This window comes from Pseudomonas sp. LB3P81, from assembly GCF_054897965.1.
Window position 1 is genome coordinate 988,048 of the sequence record NZ_JBUBVG010000001.1, and the last position, 16,132, is coordinate 1,004,179.

13 protein-coding genes are annotated in these 16,132 nt (G+C 59.7%); 12 read left to right on the forward strand and 1 reads right to left on the reverse strand.

What is annotated here, in order from left to right; all coding sequences use genetic code 11:
• Window positions 1-125 precede the first annotated feature (125 nt).
• Window positions 126-998 carry a LysR substrate-binding domain-containing protein gene (locus tag ACYZTL_RS04450; RefSeq protein ID WP_461950752.1) on the forward strand — a complete coding sequence of 291 codons (873 nt, stop codon included), beginning with the start codon at window positions 126-128 and terminating at the stop codon, window positions 996-998.
• Between the two features lie 56 nt (window positions 999-1,054).
• Here ACYZTL_RS04450 and ACYZTL_RS04455 read toward each other — a convergent pair whose 3' ends face one another.
• Complete coding sequence (locus ACYZTL_RS04455; RefSeq protein ID WP_461950753.1) at window positions 1,055-1,435, reverse strand: RidA family protein; 381 nt, start codon at window positions 1,433-1,435, stop codon at window positions 1,055-1,057.
• Window positions 1,436-1,627: 192 nt separating this feature from the next.
• Between ACYZTL_RS04455 and ACYZTL_RS04460 the strand changes: the two genes are divergently transcribed.
• From ACYZTL_RS04460 to algG, 11 genes are all read left to right on the forward strand, one after another.
• On the forward strand, window positions 1,628-2,938 hold the full coding sequence (locus ACYZTL_RS04460) for a flavin-containing monooxygenase (RefSeq protein WP_461950754.1): 1,311 nt from the start codon (window positions 1,628-1,630) through the stop codon (window positions 2,936-2,938).
• Between the two features lie 24 nt (window positions 2,939-2,962).
• Window positions 2,963-3,379 (forward strand): RidA family protein, encoded by a 417-nt coding sequence (locus ACYZTL_RS04465; protein WP_059405554.1) that lies wholly within the window; start codon window positions 2,963-2,965, stop codon window positions 3,377-3,379.
• Between the two features lie 181 nt (window positions 3,380-3,560).
• Window positions 3,561-4,238, forward strand: coding sequence for a DUF1028 domain-containing protein (locus ACYZTL_RS04470; protein WP_461950755.1), 678 nt, complete (start codon window positions 3,561-3,563; stop codon window positions 4,236-4,238).
• Window positions 4,235-5,383, forward strand: coding sequence for an acetylornithine deacetylase (gene argE / locus ACYZTL_RS04475; RefSeq protein ID WP_461950756.1), 1,149 nt, complete (start codon window positions 4,235-4,237; stop codon window positions 5,381-5,383). Before ACYZTL_RS04470 ends, argE begins: the two co-directional genes overlap by 4 nt.
• A 324-nt stretch (window positions 5,384-5,707) precedes the next feature.
• Window positions 5,708-6,814, forward strand: coding sequence for a purine-cytosine permease family protein (locus tag ACYZTL_RS04480; protein WP_461950757.1), 1,107 nt, complete (start codon window positions 5,708-5,710; stop codon window positions 6,812-6,814).
• Window positions 6,815-7,509: 695 nt separating this feature from the next.
• Window positions 7,510-8,820, forward strand: coding sequence for a nucleotide sugar dehydrogenase (locus ACYZTL_RS04485; RefSeq protein ID WP_461950758.1), 1,311 nt, complete (start codon window positions 7,510-7,512; stop codon window positions 8,818-8,820).
• 57 nt (window positions 8,821-8,877) lie between these two features.
• Complete coding sequence (locus ACYZTL_RS04490) at window positions 8,878-10,359, forward strand: glycosyltransferase family 2 protein (protein WP_461950759.1); 1,482 nt, start codon at window positions 8,878-8,880, stop codon at window positions 10,357-10,359.
• 117 nt (window positions 10,360-10,476) lie between these two features.
• Complete coding sequence (locus tag ACYZTL_RS04495) at window positions 10,477-11,691, forward strand: PilZ domain-containing protein (RefSeq protein WP_461950760.1); 1,215 nt, start codon at window positions 10,477-10,479, stop codon at window positions 11,689-11,691.
• A complete protein-coding gene (locus ACYZTL_RS04500) occupies window positions 11,688-13,088 on the forward strand; it encodes an alginate biosynthesis protein AlgK (protein ID WP_461950761.1) in 1,401 nt (466 codons plus the stop codon). The genes ACYZTL_RS04495 and ACYZTL_RS04500 overlap by 4 nt, the downstream gene beginning before the upstream one ends.
• A 41-nt stretch (window positions 13,089-13,129) precedes the next feature.
• The gene (locus tag ACYZTL_RS04505; protein ID WP_461954255.1) at window positions 13,130-14,518 is read left to right on the forward strand and encodes an alginate export family protein; all 1,389 of its coding nucleotides are present in this window, start codon (window positions 13,130-13,132) and stop codon (window positions 14,516-14,518) included.
• Between the two features lie 86 nt (window positions 14,519-14,604).
• Window positions 14,605-16,122 (forward strand): mannuronan 5-epimerase AlgG, encoded by a 1,518-nt coding sequence (gene algG / locus ACYZTL_RS04510; RefSeq protein ID WP_461950762.1) that lies wholly within the window; start codon window positions 14,605-14,607, stop codon window positions 16,120-16,122.
• The last annotated feature ends 10 nt before the right edge of the window (window positions 16,123-16,132 follow it).

The window sequence follows — 16,132 nt, forward strand, 5'->3', positions numbered from 1 at the left end:
CCTTGAGTTAAGTCATTGTGTTCAATGAAAATGACCTTTGCGGTCCTGGCATGCATGCTACGGCTGTAAAAACGGGCGAACAAACGATGGATTTTGCAGAAAAGTGATTAGAGGAACTTATCAATATGCTTAAGCACTGGCCCCCACTCAGCACGCTTCGCGGCTTTGAAGCAGCCGCACGGCTGGGCAGTTTTCACAAGGCGGCCGATGAGTTGCACCTGACCCAATCGGCAATCAGCCAGCAGATTCGAACGCTTGAGGCGTACCTTGAGCAGCCACTGTTTTTTCGCAGTGGACGCAGCGTCAGCCTGACCGATGCCGGTCACGATTTACTCAGCACGACTCAGGCGCTGCTGCAGCAATTGTCCGTCGGCATTCGCCGCCTCGGGCAATACCAGAAACCCAATCAACTGGTGCTCAACACCACGCCGACGTTCGCGCGGCACTGGCTGCTGCCACGGCTGGGAGATTTTCGGCGAGAGCATCCGGAAGTCGACCTGTGGATTTTCAGCACCGACGAAGTCCCGGACATGGCCACCCAGACCATCGACCTCGCCGTGCGCGATGACATCAGCTCTCAGGCTGAGTGCAGCTTCAAGGTGCTGCGCGCCGATCGCCTCTATCCGGCCTGTCACCCGGATGTGTTGGCGATGCCCGTCGAGCAACGCACCACCCTTCATGGCGAGCGGGAAATGGACTGGAGTCATTGGGACGTGGAGGCTGGCATCGATGTTGGCCAGAAGGATCAGGGGTTGAATTTTTCCGATCCTGGCTTGCTGATGGACGCTGCGTGCGCGGGGCTCGGTATTGCGCTGGTCAGTCAGTTGCTGAGTCGGCAAGCGCGCGCCAGTGGGCTGTTGCAACCGTTGGTGGAAGAAACCATTCGCGGGCCGAACTGGGCGTTGTTGACTCACCGGGACAGTGAGAACAATCCGTTGGCGCGAAGCTTTATCGAGTGGTTGCTGGGTAATCTGGCACCCGCCAGCGAGACGATGTAACGAACAGCTCTCCGAAAAGCGCCGGCTCCTACAGGCCATGTATCACGCTCGCCAACTCAGCCCTTGGCCGCCATCGCCGTCACTTCCACACGCATGCCTTCAACCGCCAGCGAGGCCACACCAACCGCTGCGCGAACCGGCCACGGTTTTGCGAAGAAACGCTTGTAAACCTCGTTGAACGCGGCGCGGTCGGCCATGTCGGTGAGGTAGATGGTCAGGTGCATGACGCGGTCCATGGAACTGCCGGCGCGCTCCAGCGCCACCTTCAATGCCTGCAACGTGCATTCACTCTGCAAGGCGATGTCGCCCAGTTCCAGGCTGCCGTCGGCGCGGGTCGGGATCTGCGTGGAGACCAGGATGCCGTTGAAGCCGGCAACGTCGGAGGAGATGGAATCCGCGTCGGGATCGGGGGTGAAGGTGATGTCTTGGTTCGCCATGGGATTCTCTTGTTTGAGGTGATAAAGGAGGCGGCCAGTTTACAGCCCTGCTGAATCAAACGCTCTGCATCAGTTATTTATACTCAAATGCCAGCTTAATAATATTTTACCGATACCAGGGTCATCCCTAGTCTTGAGCCCAAGAAATGGCAGGCCGTTCGCGACCTGACTCCAACTTCGAAGGGTATTGAGATGACCACTGAAAAAATAAAAACAGATACGCTGATTGTTGGCGCCGGTCAGGCTGGCGTGGCCATGAGTGAACACCTGAGCAAACTTGGCGTGCCGCACCTGGTGCTGGAGCGCAACCGAATAGCCGAGCGCTGGCGCACCGGGCGCTGGGATTCGCTGGTGGCGAATGGTCCGGCGTGGCATGACCGTTTTCCCGGTCTTGATTTTGACGACCTCAGCCCCGACGCGTTTGCGCCGAAAGAACGTGTCGCCGATTACTTCGAAGCCTATGCAAAGAAATTCAACGCGCCGATCCGCACCGGTGTGGACGTGCTGAAAGTTGAGCGCAATGTCGGTCGCCCGGGCTTCACCGTTGAAACGTCTGAAGGCGTGATCGAGGCCAACCGCGTAGTGGCTGCCACCGGGCCTTTCCAGCGTCCGGTCATCCCGCCGATTGCACCGAAAGCTCAGCCCTTCCTGCAGATCCACTCCGCGGATTATCGCAACCCGGCGCAATTGCCTGAAGGCGCGGTGCTGGTTGTCGGCGCGGGCTCGTCCGGCGTGCAGATCGCCGATGAATTGCAGCGAGCCGGCAAGCAGGTTTACCTCTCCGTCGGCGCCCACGACCGCCCTCCTCGCGCGTATCGCAACCGTGATTTCTGCTGGTGGCTGGGTGTGCTTGGCGAGTGGGACCAAGCGGCGATGAAGCCCGGCCGTGAACACGTCACCATCGCGGTCAGCGGTGCGCATGGCGGCCGCACCGTGGACTTCCGTGGCCTCGCTCATCGCGGGATGACGCTGGTCGGTCTGACCCAATCATTCAATGGCGGCGTGGCGACTTTCCAGCCCAATCTGGCCGAGAACCTGGCACGTGGCGACGAGAACTATCTGGCGCTGCTCAACGCCGCCGATGCCTACATCGAACGCAATGGCCTGGACTTGCCGGTAGAACCGGAAGCGCGCATTACCTTCCCCGATCCGGAATGCGTGACTCACCCGATTCTTGAACTCGACCTGGCCAAGGCCGGCGTGACTTCGATCATCTGGGCCACCGGTTTTGCTACGGATTACAGCTGGCTCAACGTTGACGCCTTCGACGACAAGGGCAAACCGCAGCATCAACGCGGCGTTTCGAGCGAACCGGGTGTGTATTTCCTCGGGCTGCCATGGCAGTCGCGTCGCGGGTCTTCGTTCATCTGGGGCGTTTGGCACGATGCCAAATATGTGGCTGATCACATCGCCATTCAGCGTTCCTATCTCGACTACCACGATGCGGCGCAACGCGAGGCTGAAAAAGCCCCGGTCGCCCATAAAACCACAGTCAGTGCTTAAGCCTTTTTCTGTCAGGAGCGACAAATGTCCACGCCAACCCATACCCGTATTCGCATGTTCAACACCAAGGAAACCTACCCGAACCAGAGCCTGGACAACGACCTTTGCCAAGCCGTCCGCGCTGGCAACACCGTTTATGTTCGTGGCCAGGTCGGGACGGATTTCGAAGGCAAACTGGTCGGCCTCGGTGACCCGCGAGCGCAAGCCGAGCAAGCCATGCGCAACGTCAAGCAGTTGCTGGAAGAGGCTGGCAGCGACCTGAGTCACATCGTGAAAACCACGACTTACCTGATCGATCCACGGTATCGCGAGCCGGTTTATCAGGAAGTGGGCAAGTGGTTGAAAGGCGTGTTTCCGATTTCGACCGGGTTGGTGGTGTCGGCGTTGGGGCAGCCGCAGTGGTTGATGGAGATTGATGTGATTGCGGTGATTCCTGAGTAAGCAGGTTTACCGAGTCGCGGCCTTCGCGAGCAAGCCCGCTCCCACAGGGGATCTTCAGCGAACACAAGATTTGTGAACGACCGAGATCAAATGTGGGAGCGGCGGTGCGACGATTCGACTTGCTCGCGAAGAGGCCCGCCCAGACACCTCATCCGCCAAGGCAAACCCAGGAGCAAACCCCATGACCTTCTCCATCGCCGCCCGTTGTCCCGAAACCGGTCAGTTCGGCATTGCGATCAGTTCCTCCAGTATCGCCGTCGGCGCCCGCTGCCCCTGGCTGCTGCCGGGTGTCGGTGCCGTCTCCACACAGAACATCACCCTGCCCTCCCTCGGCCCGGACGTCCTCGCCCTCATGGAGCAAGGCCTCGCCCCCTTTGATGCGCTGGACAAAGTCCTCACGCGCAATGGCTACAGCCAATACCGCCAGATCATCGCCATCGACCACCTCGGCCAGACCGCCCACTTCAGCGGCGCGCAAACCCTGGGCAACCACAACGCCGTGTCCGGCGAACAATGCGTCGCCGCCGGCAACATGCTCGCGGACCGTTCGGTGATCGAAGCCATGGTTGAAGCCTTCGAACACGGCGAAGGCCAACTGGCCGACCGCTTGCTCGCCGCGATGAAAGCCGCCATCGCCGCCGGTGGCGAAGCCGGGCCGGTGCATTCGGCGGCGATGGTGGTGGTCGGCGAACTGACCTGGCCGATCATCAACCTGCGGGTCGACTGGGCGGACCAAGATCCAATCAGTCAGCTGGAAAAACTGTGGGACGCCTACCGCCCGCAGGTTCAGGACTACATCGACCGTGCCCTCGCCCCGGACAAATCCCCCGGCTACGGCGTCGCCGGAGACGACCGATGAGCACCAGCCGCGATTTGCTGAAGACGTTGGTGGCTTTCGACACCACGAGCCGCGAATCAAACCTGCAGCTCATCGAGTTTGTCCGCGACTACCTCGCGAGTTTCGATGTGCCTTGCGAATTGATCTACAACGAACAGCGCAGCAAGGCCAATCTGTTCGCCACCATCGGCCCGGCGGAGTTGCCGGGCATCGTGCTGTCGGGGCATACCGATGTGGTGCCCGTCGACGGCCAGCCGTGGACCGTTGCACCGTTCGAACTCACTGAGCGCGATGGCAAGTTGTACGGTCGCGGTACGGCGGACATGAAGGGCTATATCGCCTGTGTGCTCGCCCTCGTCCCCTCCTTGGTGAACACGTCGTTGCGCCTGCCAGTGCACATCGCGCTTTCGTACGATGAAGAAGTCGGTTGCCTCGGCGTGCGTTCGTTGCTGGCGGAGTTGGAGCAACGGCCAGTCAAACCGATGCTGTGCATCATTGGCGAGCCGACCGAACTCAAACCGGTGCTCGGGCACAAAGGCAAACTGGCGATGCGCTGCGATATTCATGGTGAAGCGTGCCATTCGGCGTATGCGCCGCTTGGGGTCAATGCCATTGAATACGCCGCCGAATTGATCGGTGAACTGGGGCGAATCGGCAACCGCCTCAAAGCGCCAGAGCATCACGACGCGCGTTTCGATCCGCCCTTTTCCACCGTGCAAACCGGCGTCATTTCCGGCGGCAAAGCGTTGAACATCGTCCCCGCCGATTGCCGCTTCGACTTCGAAATCCGTGCGTTGCCGTCGCATGATCCGATCGACGTCGCCCAGGCATTGAAAACCTTTGCCGAACAGCAATTACTTCCGCGAATGCGTGCCGTAAGTGAACAAAGTGAGATTCGCTTCAGCGAGTTATCGGCGTATCCCGGATTAGCAACGGATGCACACAGCGAAGCGGCTGAGTTGATCGCTGCATTCTCCGGCTCCCGAGCGTTCGGCACAGTGGCCTTCGGCACCGAGGGTGGCCTGTTCGACGCCGCAGGAATCCCCACCGTCGTGTGCGGCCCCGGCAGCATGGATCAAGGCCACAAACCGGATGAATTTGTCAGCCTCGATCAACTGAACGGCTGCGATGAAATGCTGCAAAGAATGCTGCTATCAATCAGCTAACCAACATCAAATTCGGCACACAATTCTGTGGCGAGGGAGCTTGCTCCCGCTTGAGTGCGCAGCACTCACAAAACGGGTAGTTGCCTCCTTGTTTGGGGGCCGCTGCGCAGCCCAGCGCGAGCAAGCTCGCTCGCCACAGGACCGCGTTCGCCCTCAATAAACCCCATCCCCTGCGACCTACTTTTTTCAACGTCTATACCAACAAACTTACTAATTTATCTATCCCACCCCACCGCACATCATCAACTCCAACAAGAAAAGCGTCGCCCCCGCGCGGCGCTCACCGAAGTACGTCCACGTACTCAAATTGCCTTGGAGTCCGTCATGGTTACCGCAGCAACAACCTCCGCCCCGCTCATCGAAAAACACACCATCGGCTACGTGCCGCCCGAAGATCGCCACGGCAAAACCCGTGACCTGTTCACCCTCTGGTTCGGCGGCAACATCGCCCCGCTGCCCATCGTCACCGGCGCCCTCGGCGTGCAGATGTTCCACCTCAATCTGGTGTGGGGCATCGTCGCCATCCTCGTCGGCCACCTGGTCGGCGGCGTGCTGATGGCGCTGCACTCGGCGCAAGGCCCGCAGATGGGCATTCCGCAAATGATCCAGAGCCGCGCCCAGTTCGGCTCCCTCGGCGCCCTGCTGGTGGTGCTGATCGCCGGAATCATGTACATCGGCTTCTTCGCCTCCAACATCGTCCTCGCCGGCAAGTCCCTGCATGGCGTCGTCGACAGCGTGCCGGTGCCGGTCGGTATCGTCATCGGCGCCGTCGCCGTGCTCGCCACGCCCGTCGGCATGGACACCATGGACGCCGTCAAACTTGTCACCGGCTCCATCGGCCCGCTGATGCTCGTGCTGTTCCTGCTCAGCGTCATCAGCCACAACGCCCTCAACCTCTATGGCGCCGTGCTGTCGCTGATCACCCTGGTGCAGACCTTCGCTTACCGCTGGATCCCGACCGCCAAAAGCCGCGCCATCCTCTCCATCCTCATTCTCGCCGCTTGCTGCTTGCTGCTTGCTGCTTGCTGCTTCGCCGCCGTCGGCGCTTCCGCCAACTTCATCGGCCACTTCGTCGACATGGTCCTGGTGCTGCTCGTGGTGCTGGTACCGTGGACCGCAATCAACCTGATCGACTTCTACGCGATTCACAAAGGCAAGTACGACATCAACTCGATCTTCAAGGTCGATGGCGGGATCTATGGCCGGTACAACCCGCAGGCGTTGTTGGCCTATGCGATCGGGATCGTGGTGCAGATTCCGTTCATGAACACGCCGCTGTATGTCGGGCCTGTATCCGAACACATCAACGGGGCTGACCTTTCCTGGATGGTGGGCCTGATCATCACCTCGCCGCTCTACTATTGGCTGGCCAATCGCGACACCGCGTACAAGCGCCGCCTCTCCACCGGAAAACTCGCCAACAGCCTCTAACCCCACAATCCCCCCCTTTGTGGGAGCGGGCTTGCTCGCGAAGGGGCCCTATCAGTCAATACAGATTTAACTGACACGGCCCCCTCGCGAGCAAACACAATACCGTCTCGTTGTAATTGAGCAATGTCGATTAAAAGAAACCGCATTGATGCGGTTTTTTGTTGCTTGATCATATTTTGTAATTCCAAAATATTTACTATTGCGTGTAACGCGAGCGCCAATAAATCAATTACTAAAAATTGACGTGTTTCAGCAACTTTACATCACGAAAGAAATTTGATTGATGTGATAAAAAAAATGTAACGCTGGCGTTGCACCGCGTCAGTGCCTGCCCGGGAACCAATGTAAGTATCTGCCTGATTTTGGTGCAAAAATACATCTTTTATTCATATTACTAATCGCTATAACCAATTTATCTATATGTTTTTATTGATGTTTTTTTAACATTACCTATTTTAGGTTTCGGCACCTTCCTTTTGGATCCAAATAATTATATTCCCAGCACAAAGTGTTCGAAAATTTCTGTTAAAAAAAATGACAGTGCCCGGATGATGTGTGTCTACACTCTTAATTCTTCGAATGTGGTCGAGAATAAACTTGTAACAAACTGCCGCTTAAGTTGGCCGACAGAGCAACTGTCGGCCTGCGCGGCATGTCGACGGCCTTCTGAATCAGGGTATACGGGGGATTCACCGATGCGAATCAGCATATTTGGTTTGGGCTATGTGGGCGCTGTATGTGCGGGCTGTCTCTGTGCTCGCGGTCATGACGTCACCGGGGTGGATGTTTCGCAAGCCAAGATCGACCTGATCAACCAGGGCAAATCGCCTATCGTTGAGCCAGGCTTGGAGGCTCTGCTCGAACTGGGGGTGAATTTGGGCCGGCTGCGTGGCAGCAGTGATGTGAAGGCGGCCGTGATGGACACGGAGATGTCGTTGATCAGCGTCGGTACGCCCAGCAAGAAGAACGGCGATCTGGATTTGGTCTACATGGAATCGGTCTGCCGCGAGATCGGCGAAGCCCTGCTCACCAAGGACAGTTGGCATACGGTAGTGGTTCGCAGCACGGTGCTGCCGGGCACTGTGAAGAACGTGGTGATCCCGATTCTTGAAGACTGCTCCGGCAAGAAGGCCGGGGTCGACTTCGGCGTGGCGATCAACCCGGAGTTCCTGCGCGAAAGTACGGCGATCAAGGATTTCAACTGTCCACCCATGACGGTGATCGGTGAACTCGACCAGCGCAGCGGTGACCTGCTCGTCGCGCTCTATCAAGAGTTGGACGCGCCGCTCCTGCGCCGGAGCATCGAAGTGGCGGAGATGATCAAGTACACCTGCAACGTCTGGCACGCGACCAAAGTGACCTTCGCCAATGAGATCGGCAATATCGCGAAGGCCGCCGGCGTGGACGGTCGCGATGTGATGGACGTGGTCTGCCAGGACAACAAACTCAATCTGTCGCGTTATTACATGCGCCCCGGTTTCGCGTTCGGCGGTTCCTGCCTGCCCAAGGATGTGCGTGCGCTGAATTATCGCGCCGGGCAAATGGATGTCGAGCATCCGCTGCTGGCCTCGATCATGCACAGCAATGCGGCGCAGGTACAGAGAGCTTTCGACATCATCACCAGTTACGGCAAGCGGCGTATCGCGCTGCTCGGCCTGAGCTTCAAGGCGGGCACTGATGACCTGCGCGAAAGCCCGCTGGTGGAGTTGGCCGAAATGTTGATCGGCAAGGGCTACGACCTGCAAATCTTCGACCGCAACGTTGAATACGCGCGTATCTACGGGGCCAACAAGGACTACATCGAGTCGAAGATTCCGCACCTGGCTTCGCTGTTACGCGCTGACCTTACGAAGGTGGTCGAGGAGGCGGATGTGATCGTGCTGGGTAACGGTGACGAGTCCTTCAAAGCCTTTGCGCTTGAGGTGCCCGAAGGCAAGCAAGTGGTTGACCTGGTGGGCTTCATGCCACACGCCAGTGTCGATCGGCTCGAAGGTATCTGCTGGTAAGAGAGTCGCCGAACGGCACCCAGAGCAATACGGGTTTATCGAACAGGAGTCACAGGCATGGCTGATTCCAGGGATTACTTGCGCGAAGCTGCGGGGTGGCTGTTGTACGTCACCGCGCTGATGGGGCTTGCACTGTTGCTGCCACGCTCGGTGTTCGATCCCCAATCCAGGGACTTTCTCCTGTTGCTGGGGGCGGTCGGTATCTGGCGTTATACGATGGGCGCGGTCCATTACATTCGGGGGTTACTGTTCCTTTATCTGGTATTCCCTTACTACAGACGCAAAGTCACCCGGCTCGGCAGCGGTGCCGATCCGTCGCATGTGTTTTTGCTGGTGACCAGTTTTCGGATCGAGGCGTTGACCACGGCGCAGGTTTACCGCTCGGTGATCGAAGAGGCCATCGGTTGTGGTTACCCGACCACGGTGGTCTGTTCCATCGTCGAGCTGGCCGATGAACTGCTGATCAAAGCGCTTTGGGATAGCTACACCCGGCCGGAGCAAGTCAAGTTGAGCTTCGTGCGCATTCCCGGCACCGGGAAACGCGATGGCCTGGCCCATGGTTTTCGGGCGATCTCCCGGCATTTGCCGGATGCCGATGCGGTGGTGGCGGTGGTCGATGGCGACACCGTGCTCTCGCCCGGGCTGGTGCGTCAGACCGTGCGCTGGTTCAAGCTGTTTCCGAAAGTCGGCGGGTTGACCACCAATGAATTCTGCGAGGTGCGCGGTAGCTACCTGATGAGCCAATGGCACAAGCTGCGGTTCGCCCAGCGGCACATCAATATGTGTTCGATGGCACTGGGCAAGCGAGTGCTGACAATGACCGGGCGGATGTCGGTGTTTCGCGCCCAGGTGGTGACCAACCCCGGCTTTATTCAAGACGTTGAGCGCGACTATCTGCAGCACTGGCGTCTGGGACGTTTCCGCTTCCTGACCGGTGATGACAAGTCCAGTTGGTACAGCCTGATGCGGCTGGGCTACGACACCTTTTATGTGCCTGATGCGGCGATCAACACCGTCGAGCATCCTCCGGAAAAGAACTTCTTCAAGGCCAGCCGCAAGCTGATGTTCCGCTGGTATGGCAATAACCTGCGGCAGAACTCTCGGGCCCTGCACCTGGGCGTGCGGCGGTTGGGCTGGTTCACCTCGCTGGTGCTGTTCGACCAACGCGTATCGATGTGGGCCAGCCTGCTCGGGCCTTCTATAGCGATCATTGCCAGCCTCAAATACAGCGCGGCCTATCTGGTGATCTATGTGCTCTGGATCGGCGTGACTCGCTTGCTCCTGAGTCTTCTGTTGCTGGCTTCGGGGCACCCGGTCGGGCCGGCATACCCAATGATTCTCTATTACAACCAGTTGGTCGGCGCCATCGTGAAGATCTATGTGTTCTTCCGTCTCGACCGGCAATCGTGGACGCGTCAGAAAACCAAACTCGACCGCGGGCTGGCCAGCTATCAGCGCTGGTTCAATACGTGGTCGTCGCGGGCCATGACGTTTTCGGCCGGCAGTGTGTTTTGCGCGCTGCTGATGTGGATTGTGTAACGCAGGTGTCAGGGCAGTCGGCATGCCGTGCCGGTCTGCACAGCGGTCGAGGATGAAGGTGAGCACCGGCTCTGATTTGCCGGATCGGTCTGAATCGTGGATGGGAAGGGACGCGTTATGAACACAGCCGTTATTGCGGGTGATGACAATGTCGTGCATGAGTCAGAGGTGCAGCGTCAGCATGCACGGCTGAATCTACCGGCGCGGATCAAGTTTAACGGGCCGGGCCGGCAAAAGTTCGATTGCGAGCTGATCGACTTGTCAGCCGGTGGCTTCAGCCTGAGTCGGCCGGACACACCACTGATCGCGGGTCGCCATCACAAAGGCAAACTGGTGTTCCAGGTCGATGCACTTGGGTTTGCCATCGACGTGGAGTTTGTCGTGCGCTCGGTCAGCAGCGAGGAACTGCGGGTGGGTTGCGAGTTCCACAACCTGCGCCCGCGCGCGATCTCGGCGCTGCGTTATGTGATCACCTCCTACCTCTCGGGAGGGGTGATCAGCCTGGGTGACATGCTCGCGACCCAACAGCGCGACAACTTTGCCAAGCCGCGAAAACACGAAAACGGCCACGGCATGGGCTTTTTCACTCGTTTGCGAGCGACCACGGTGAGCCTGCTGATGTTTCTGGTGGGACTGGCTGCCTTTGGTTATGTGCTGCAGCAGTTGCATGGCATTTACTTCGTCACTCACGCCGAATCGGCGCGGGTCAATGTGCCCGGCCAGTTGATCGGCCTGCCGCGTGACGGCAGCGTCAATTCGTTGGTCAAGGTGGGGGCGGTGGTGTCCAAGGGGGCTCCGCTGGCGACCTTTTCCGCCTCGCTGCTGGATGTGATGAAAGGCAACCTGCCGCCCGGGCAGGCGACCCCGGAGAACCTTGAGCGCCTGTTCAGCCGAACCCTGCAAGGTTCGCTGACCAGCCCCTGCGATTGCCGGGTGGTGTCGCAGCTGGTGCCGGACGGCCAGGTCGTCGGCAAAGGCACCTCGGTATACGAGTTGATGCCGATCGACGGTGTGGCAACCATCGAGGCGCGCTTCCCCTATAAGAATTTCGCCAAAATCCAGCCTGGCACGTCAGTGAGCTTTCAACTGATCGGTGAAGAACAGCCACGCACGGGCAAAATCGCCGCAGTGGCGCTGGACAACGGCGGTCTGGCCTCCGACCTGCGGGTCACCATTGAGCCTGACAGCCCGTTGCAGACCGATTTGGCCGGGCGTCCGGTGGCGGTCAGTATCGAAGACCTGCAGGGCAATGTCTGGGTGGAGAATGCCTCGGCGGCCAATAACTGGGTGAAGAGCGCCTGGGAAAATAAAGTCATGGCGGCCGGAAAATGAACGGCGCATGGCGATCGGGGCTGCGGTTTTCTGCGCTGGCCGCTGCTCTGACAATGATCCACGGTTGCGGCACCCTGCCCGATCAAGGGTTGGCGCGCGAGGCCATGGCGCGCGGCGATTATGAAACGGCACGTAAGAACTACGCGGCACTGGCCGAGGACGGCTATGCCGATGCCCAGGCCGGGATGGGCGACTTGACGGCCTCGGCGGGCGACCCGGCGAGCCTGAAAGAGGCGGAAGCCTTGTACCGGCAGGCCGCGCCGGAATCGGTCAAGGCGCAGTCACGTCTGGGCCGCTTGTTACTGCGTCAGAGCCCGAGTGATCCCCAGCAAGTGCACGAGGCCCGGCAATTGCTGGAAGGCGCGCTGGACAAAGGCGAGTTCAGTGCGGTGGTGCCACTGACGTTGTTGTACCTGGGCTACCCGCGAATGGCGCCCGTGGTGAATCCGCAGCAGAAGGTCGATAGCTGGCGCGCCCAAGGCATTGTCGAGGCGGACCTGGCGCAGATTCTGATTTATCGCAATCAGGGCACCTATAACGCTCACCTGCCGCAGATCGAGCAGATGTGCCGGGCTCGGCTGGCGGTACTCGATGCCTGTTATGTGGAGCTGGCCAACATCAACCGAATGCGCGCCCAGCCCAAGGCGCAAGCAGACTTGCTGGTGGAGTTGCGCCAGGGCTTGCGTGAGGGACGAGTAGCGCCCTTGCGGGTCGAGTCGGTGGCGCGCGTTCTGTCGTCGCCAGCCCTCGAAGGCCCGGCCGATCCGCAAAGCGCCCAGCGCCTGCTCGAGGAACTGGCACCGGTCTATCCGCCGGCCTGGACCAGCCTGGCACGATTGATCGACGACTACCCCGCGCAAGGCGATGCGCCGCAATTGCTCTCGGCCTTGCAGCGCGGGCGCGAAGCGGGCGACCCACGGGCGGAACTGCTGACCGGACGACTGTATTACCTCGGCAAATGGTTACCGCAAGATCCGCGCCTGGCTGAAGAGCATTTGCTCAAGGCGGCCGCGGCCGGTGAAGTCGCGGCGCATTACTACCTGGGCCAGTTGTACCGACGCGGTTATCTGGGCCAGGTCGAACCTCAGAAAGCGCTGCTACATCTGTTGCTGGCTGCCCGCAACGGCTCGCCCAACGCCGATTTGGCCCTGGCTCACATGTTTTCCGACTCCCGCGGGGTCAAGGTCAATCGGATCAACGCCTTTGTCTTTGCGCAACTTGCGCAACGCCAGGGCGCGGTAAATGCAGGGCCAGTGCTGTCAGCCCTGCAGTCGGGAATGACCCCGGCAGAAAGGAAAATCGCGCAGCCCTTGCTTGAGGAAGAAGCCCAGGCCCGTCTGACGGGCGCTGCTTTAGCCAGGCTGCAAACTCCGGAAAATGGACAGGACTTACTATGAAGCAAGCATTGTTGGCTGGTTATGGTCTAGGAGTTTCACTGATGTGCAGCGCCGGCCTGGTGCTCGCAGCGGAAGTGGCACCGAAGAATTTCGGCCTGGATGTGAAGATTACCGGCGAGTCACAGGACGACCGGGACCTGGGCACTGCGCCCGGTGGCACCCTCAACGATATTGGCATCGACTTGCGCCCCTGGGCCTTTGGCCAATGGGGTAACTGGAGTGCTTATACGATGGCGCAGGCGGTGGCGGCGACCGATACCATCGACACCGATACGGTGAACAACGGCGTCGACGAAAGCAACACCCGTGAAGCGGATGACAGCTACCTGGCACTTCGCGAGTTCTGGATTGATTATTCGGGCATCACCGCCTATCCGGGCGAGCATCTGCGCTTGGGGCGCCAGCGTCTGCGCGAGGACAGTGGCGAGTGGATGGACACCAACATCGAAGCGCTCAACTGGACCTTCGAAACCACGCTGCTGCGCAGCCACCTCGGCGCCGCTCAACGCTTTTCCGACTATCGCACCGACCTGGACGACCTGGCGCCCGAAGATGAAGACCGTTCCCATGTCTTCGCCGACATCTCTACGCAATGGACGCCCAATAATTGGGTAGGCCTGCGTGTACATCACTCAGAGGACAGCGGCAGCCTGCCCGATGCCGGCGAGCAGGTCGATGCACTCGACAAGACCAACACCGGCAGCCTGACCTGGGTCGGTCTCGAAGCGAACGGTGACGGCTACAACTATCGCTCGACGATGCCAGTCAACTACTGGGTCAACGCAACCTGGCTGACCGGCGATCGTGACAACCTCACCAGCGTGATCGACCCTGCCGGCGATCGAGTCGCGACGGGCCACACCAGTGGCGACGTCAACGCCTGGGCCGCGGATTTGGGCTTGCGTTGGAACATTGATGAAAGCTGGCGCCTCGGTGCTGCCGCCGCCCGCGGTGACGGCGGCGGTCACGACGGGGAGAATCAGTTCCAGCAAACCGGCCTGCAGAGCAACCGCTCGAACTACACCGGCACGCGTTCGCGCGTACACCGCTTCGGTGAAGCCTTTCGCGGTGAACTGAGCAATCTGCAGACGGCTACCCTGTTCGGCTCCTGGCAGATGCGCGAGGACTACGACGCCAGCCTCGTCTACCACCGTTTCTGGCGGGTCGACGACGACCAGCAAACCGGCGACGACGGGATCGTCAATGCGGCGCTGGTGGACGGTGAGAAGGACCTGGGCCAGGAAGTCGATCTGGTCGTGACCAAGTACTTCAAACAAGGTCTGTTGCCCGCGAGCATGGTGGATTGGGTCGACGAACCCTCGGCGCTGATCCGCTTGCGTCTGGGCGTGTTCTTCCCGGGTGACGCCTACGCCAGCAACACCGATTCGAGCATGCACCGGGCGTTTATTGATTTCGTCTGGAAAATCTAGGACCAGTCAGTTGCCCGCGATGATGCCATCGCGGGCAACAGCGCACTGATCCCACCAGGTTGCATTTATTTTGATGAGTGAGACTTATGGACAGTGTCGTCAAGATTGGGCTGTTGCTCGCCGGACTGCTGTTGGTGCAGGCGGCCGGGGCCAGTGCGGCGAATGACATCCTGGCGCCGCGCTATACCATCACCGAGGCTCCGGGAAAGCCGTTGCTGATCAAGGAACCGAAAATGCCCGTGCTGTCCGGCTATACGGCCGAGGCAGTCGCAGCAAAGATTTCCCACAAACCCGCCGGCCGTGCCTTGATCCAGCCGATGCTCAAGGAAAACGCGCTCGACGAGTTCATCGGCGGCGAAGATCGCCTCAAGGAATGGGTGGTACGCCAGAAGCAAATGCCCGTGGCGATCTTCATCGACCGTGGCTACATGACCCTGACGCAACTGGCGCGCAGCCTGCCACCGACCGCCTTGCGCGAAACCGCGCCGGGGGTGTTTCTGGCGCGCCTGCCGATCGTCATACGTCCGGGCGCAACCCTGCATATCGGCAAGTCGGTCAAGGAGTTGCGATTGTCCCAGGAAGGCGGTTCATTCCTGGTCAATGACGGCAAGCTGTTTATCACCGACACCAAAGTCAGCGCCTGGAGCGAGAAGGACGACAGCCCCGCCTGGTACAAGAAAGAGGGTGAGTTCCGGCCCTTCCTGGTGTCTTGGGGGGGCACCGAGACCTACATCGTCAACAGCACCATCACCAGCTTCGGCTACACCGCGAGCAAGAGTTATGGCGTGAGTATTTCCCAGTACAGCCCGAGCATGGCGCCGAGGATGAAACGCAAGCGGCCGACTGGCTGGCTGCTCAATTCCGAGTTCGTCGACAACTGGTACGGCTTCTATTGCTATGAGGCCGACGACGTGGTGATCCTCCGCAATTCCTATCGCGACAACATCGTCTATGGCATCGACCCGCACGACCGTTCGCGCCGGCTGATCATTGCCCACAACGATGCCTTCGGTACCCGCAAGAAGCACGGCATTATCGTATCGCGCGAGGTCAATGACAGTTGGATCATCTACAACCGCGCCTACAACAACCACCTGTCGGGCATCGTCCTGGACCGTTCCAGCGTCAATAACCTGGTGGCCTACAACGAGACCTACAAGAACCTCTCCGACGGTGTAACCGTGTATGAGAGCGGTAATAACCTGTTCTGGCGCAACCGCGCGAGCGACAATGGCCGGCATGGTATCCGGGTGCGTAACAGCACCGGTGTGCGGCTTTATGAAAACGAGCTGATGGCCAATGCCCTGACCGGCATCTACGGCCACATCAAGGATTTGCGCGGCACTGACCGCGATCTCAAGGAGGACCCCTACGAAGCCAGGCTGTCGCTCATCGTGGTCGGCGGCAAACTGATCGGCAACGGTTCCAGCCCCATCACCGTGTTTTCACCCTCGCGCCTGGAACTTTACAACTTGACCTTTCTGGCGCCGCAGAAACAGGACGGCCTTGCCTTTACCGGTTTGCTCGGGGAAGTTCAGGGCGCCTTGATGGACATCCTCCTGCGCCGCCGCGCAGCCGCGTTGATTCTGCCCGAGACACTGTGAGGAGCCTTGC

Excerpts from the sequence above, each read along its gene's own strand:
- ACYZTL_RS04450 (WP_461950752.1), top strand. The coding sequence starts at position 126 with ATGCTTAAGCACTGGCCCCCACTCAGCACGCTTCGCGGCTTTGAAGCA.
- ACYZTL_RS04455 (WP_461950753.1), bottom strand. The coding sequence starts at position 1,435 with ATGGCGAACCAAGACATCACCTTCACCCCCGATCCCGACGCGGATTCC.
- ACYZTL_RS04460 (WP_461950754.1), top strand. The coding sequence starts at position 1,628 with ATGACCACTGAAAAAATAAAAACAGATACGCTGATTGTTGGCGCCGGT.
- ACYZTL_RS04465 (WP_059405554.1), top strand. The coding sequence starts at position 2,963 with ATGTCCACGCCAACCCATACCCGTATTCGCATGTTCAACACCAAGGAA.
- ACYZTL_RS04470 (WP_461950755.1), top strand. The coding sequence starts at position 3,561 with ATGACCTTCTCCATCGCCGCCCGTTGTCCCGAAACCGGTCAGTTCGGC.
- argE (WP_461950756.1), top strand. The coding sequence starts at position 4,235 with ATGAGCACCAGCCGCGATTTGCTGAAGACGTTGGTGGCTTTCGACACC.
- ACYZTL_RS04480 (WP_461950757.1), top strand. The coding sequence starts at position 5,708 with ATGGTTACCGCAGCAACAACCTCCGCCCCGCTCATCGAAAAACACACC.
- ACYZTL_RS04485 (WP_461950758.1), top strand. The coding sequence starts at position 7,510 with ATGCGAATCAGCATATTTGGTTTGGGCTATGTGGGCGCTGTATGTGCG.
- ACYZTL_RS04490 (WP_461950759.1), top strand. The coding sequence starts at position 8,878 with ATGGCTGATTCCAGGGATTACTTGCGCGAAGCTGCGGGGTGGCTGTTG.
- ACYZTL_RS04495 (WP_461950760.1), top strand. The coding sequence starts at position 10,477 with ATGAACACAGCCGTTATTGCGGGTGATGACAATGTCGTGCATGAGTCA.
- ACYZTL_RS04500 (WP_461950761.1), top strand. The coding sequence starts at position 11,688 with ATGAACGGCGCATGGCGATCGGGGCTGCGGTTTTCTGCGCTGGCCGCT.
- ACYZTL_RS04505 (WP_461954255.1), top strand. The coding sequence starts at position 13,130 with ATGTGCAGCGCCGGCCTGGTGCTCGCAGCGGAAGTGGCACCGAAGAAT.
- algG (WP_461950762.1), top strand. The coding sequence starts at position 14,605 with ATGGACAGTGTCGTCAAGATTGGGCTGTTGCTCGCCGGACTGCTGTTG.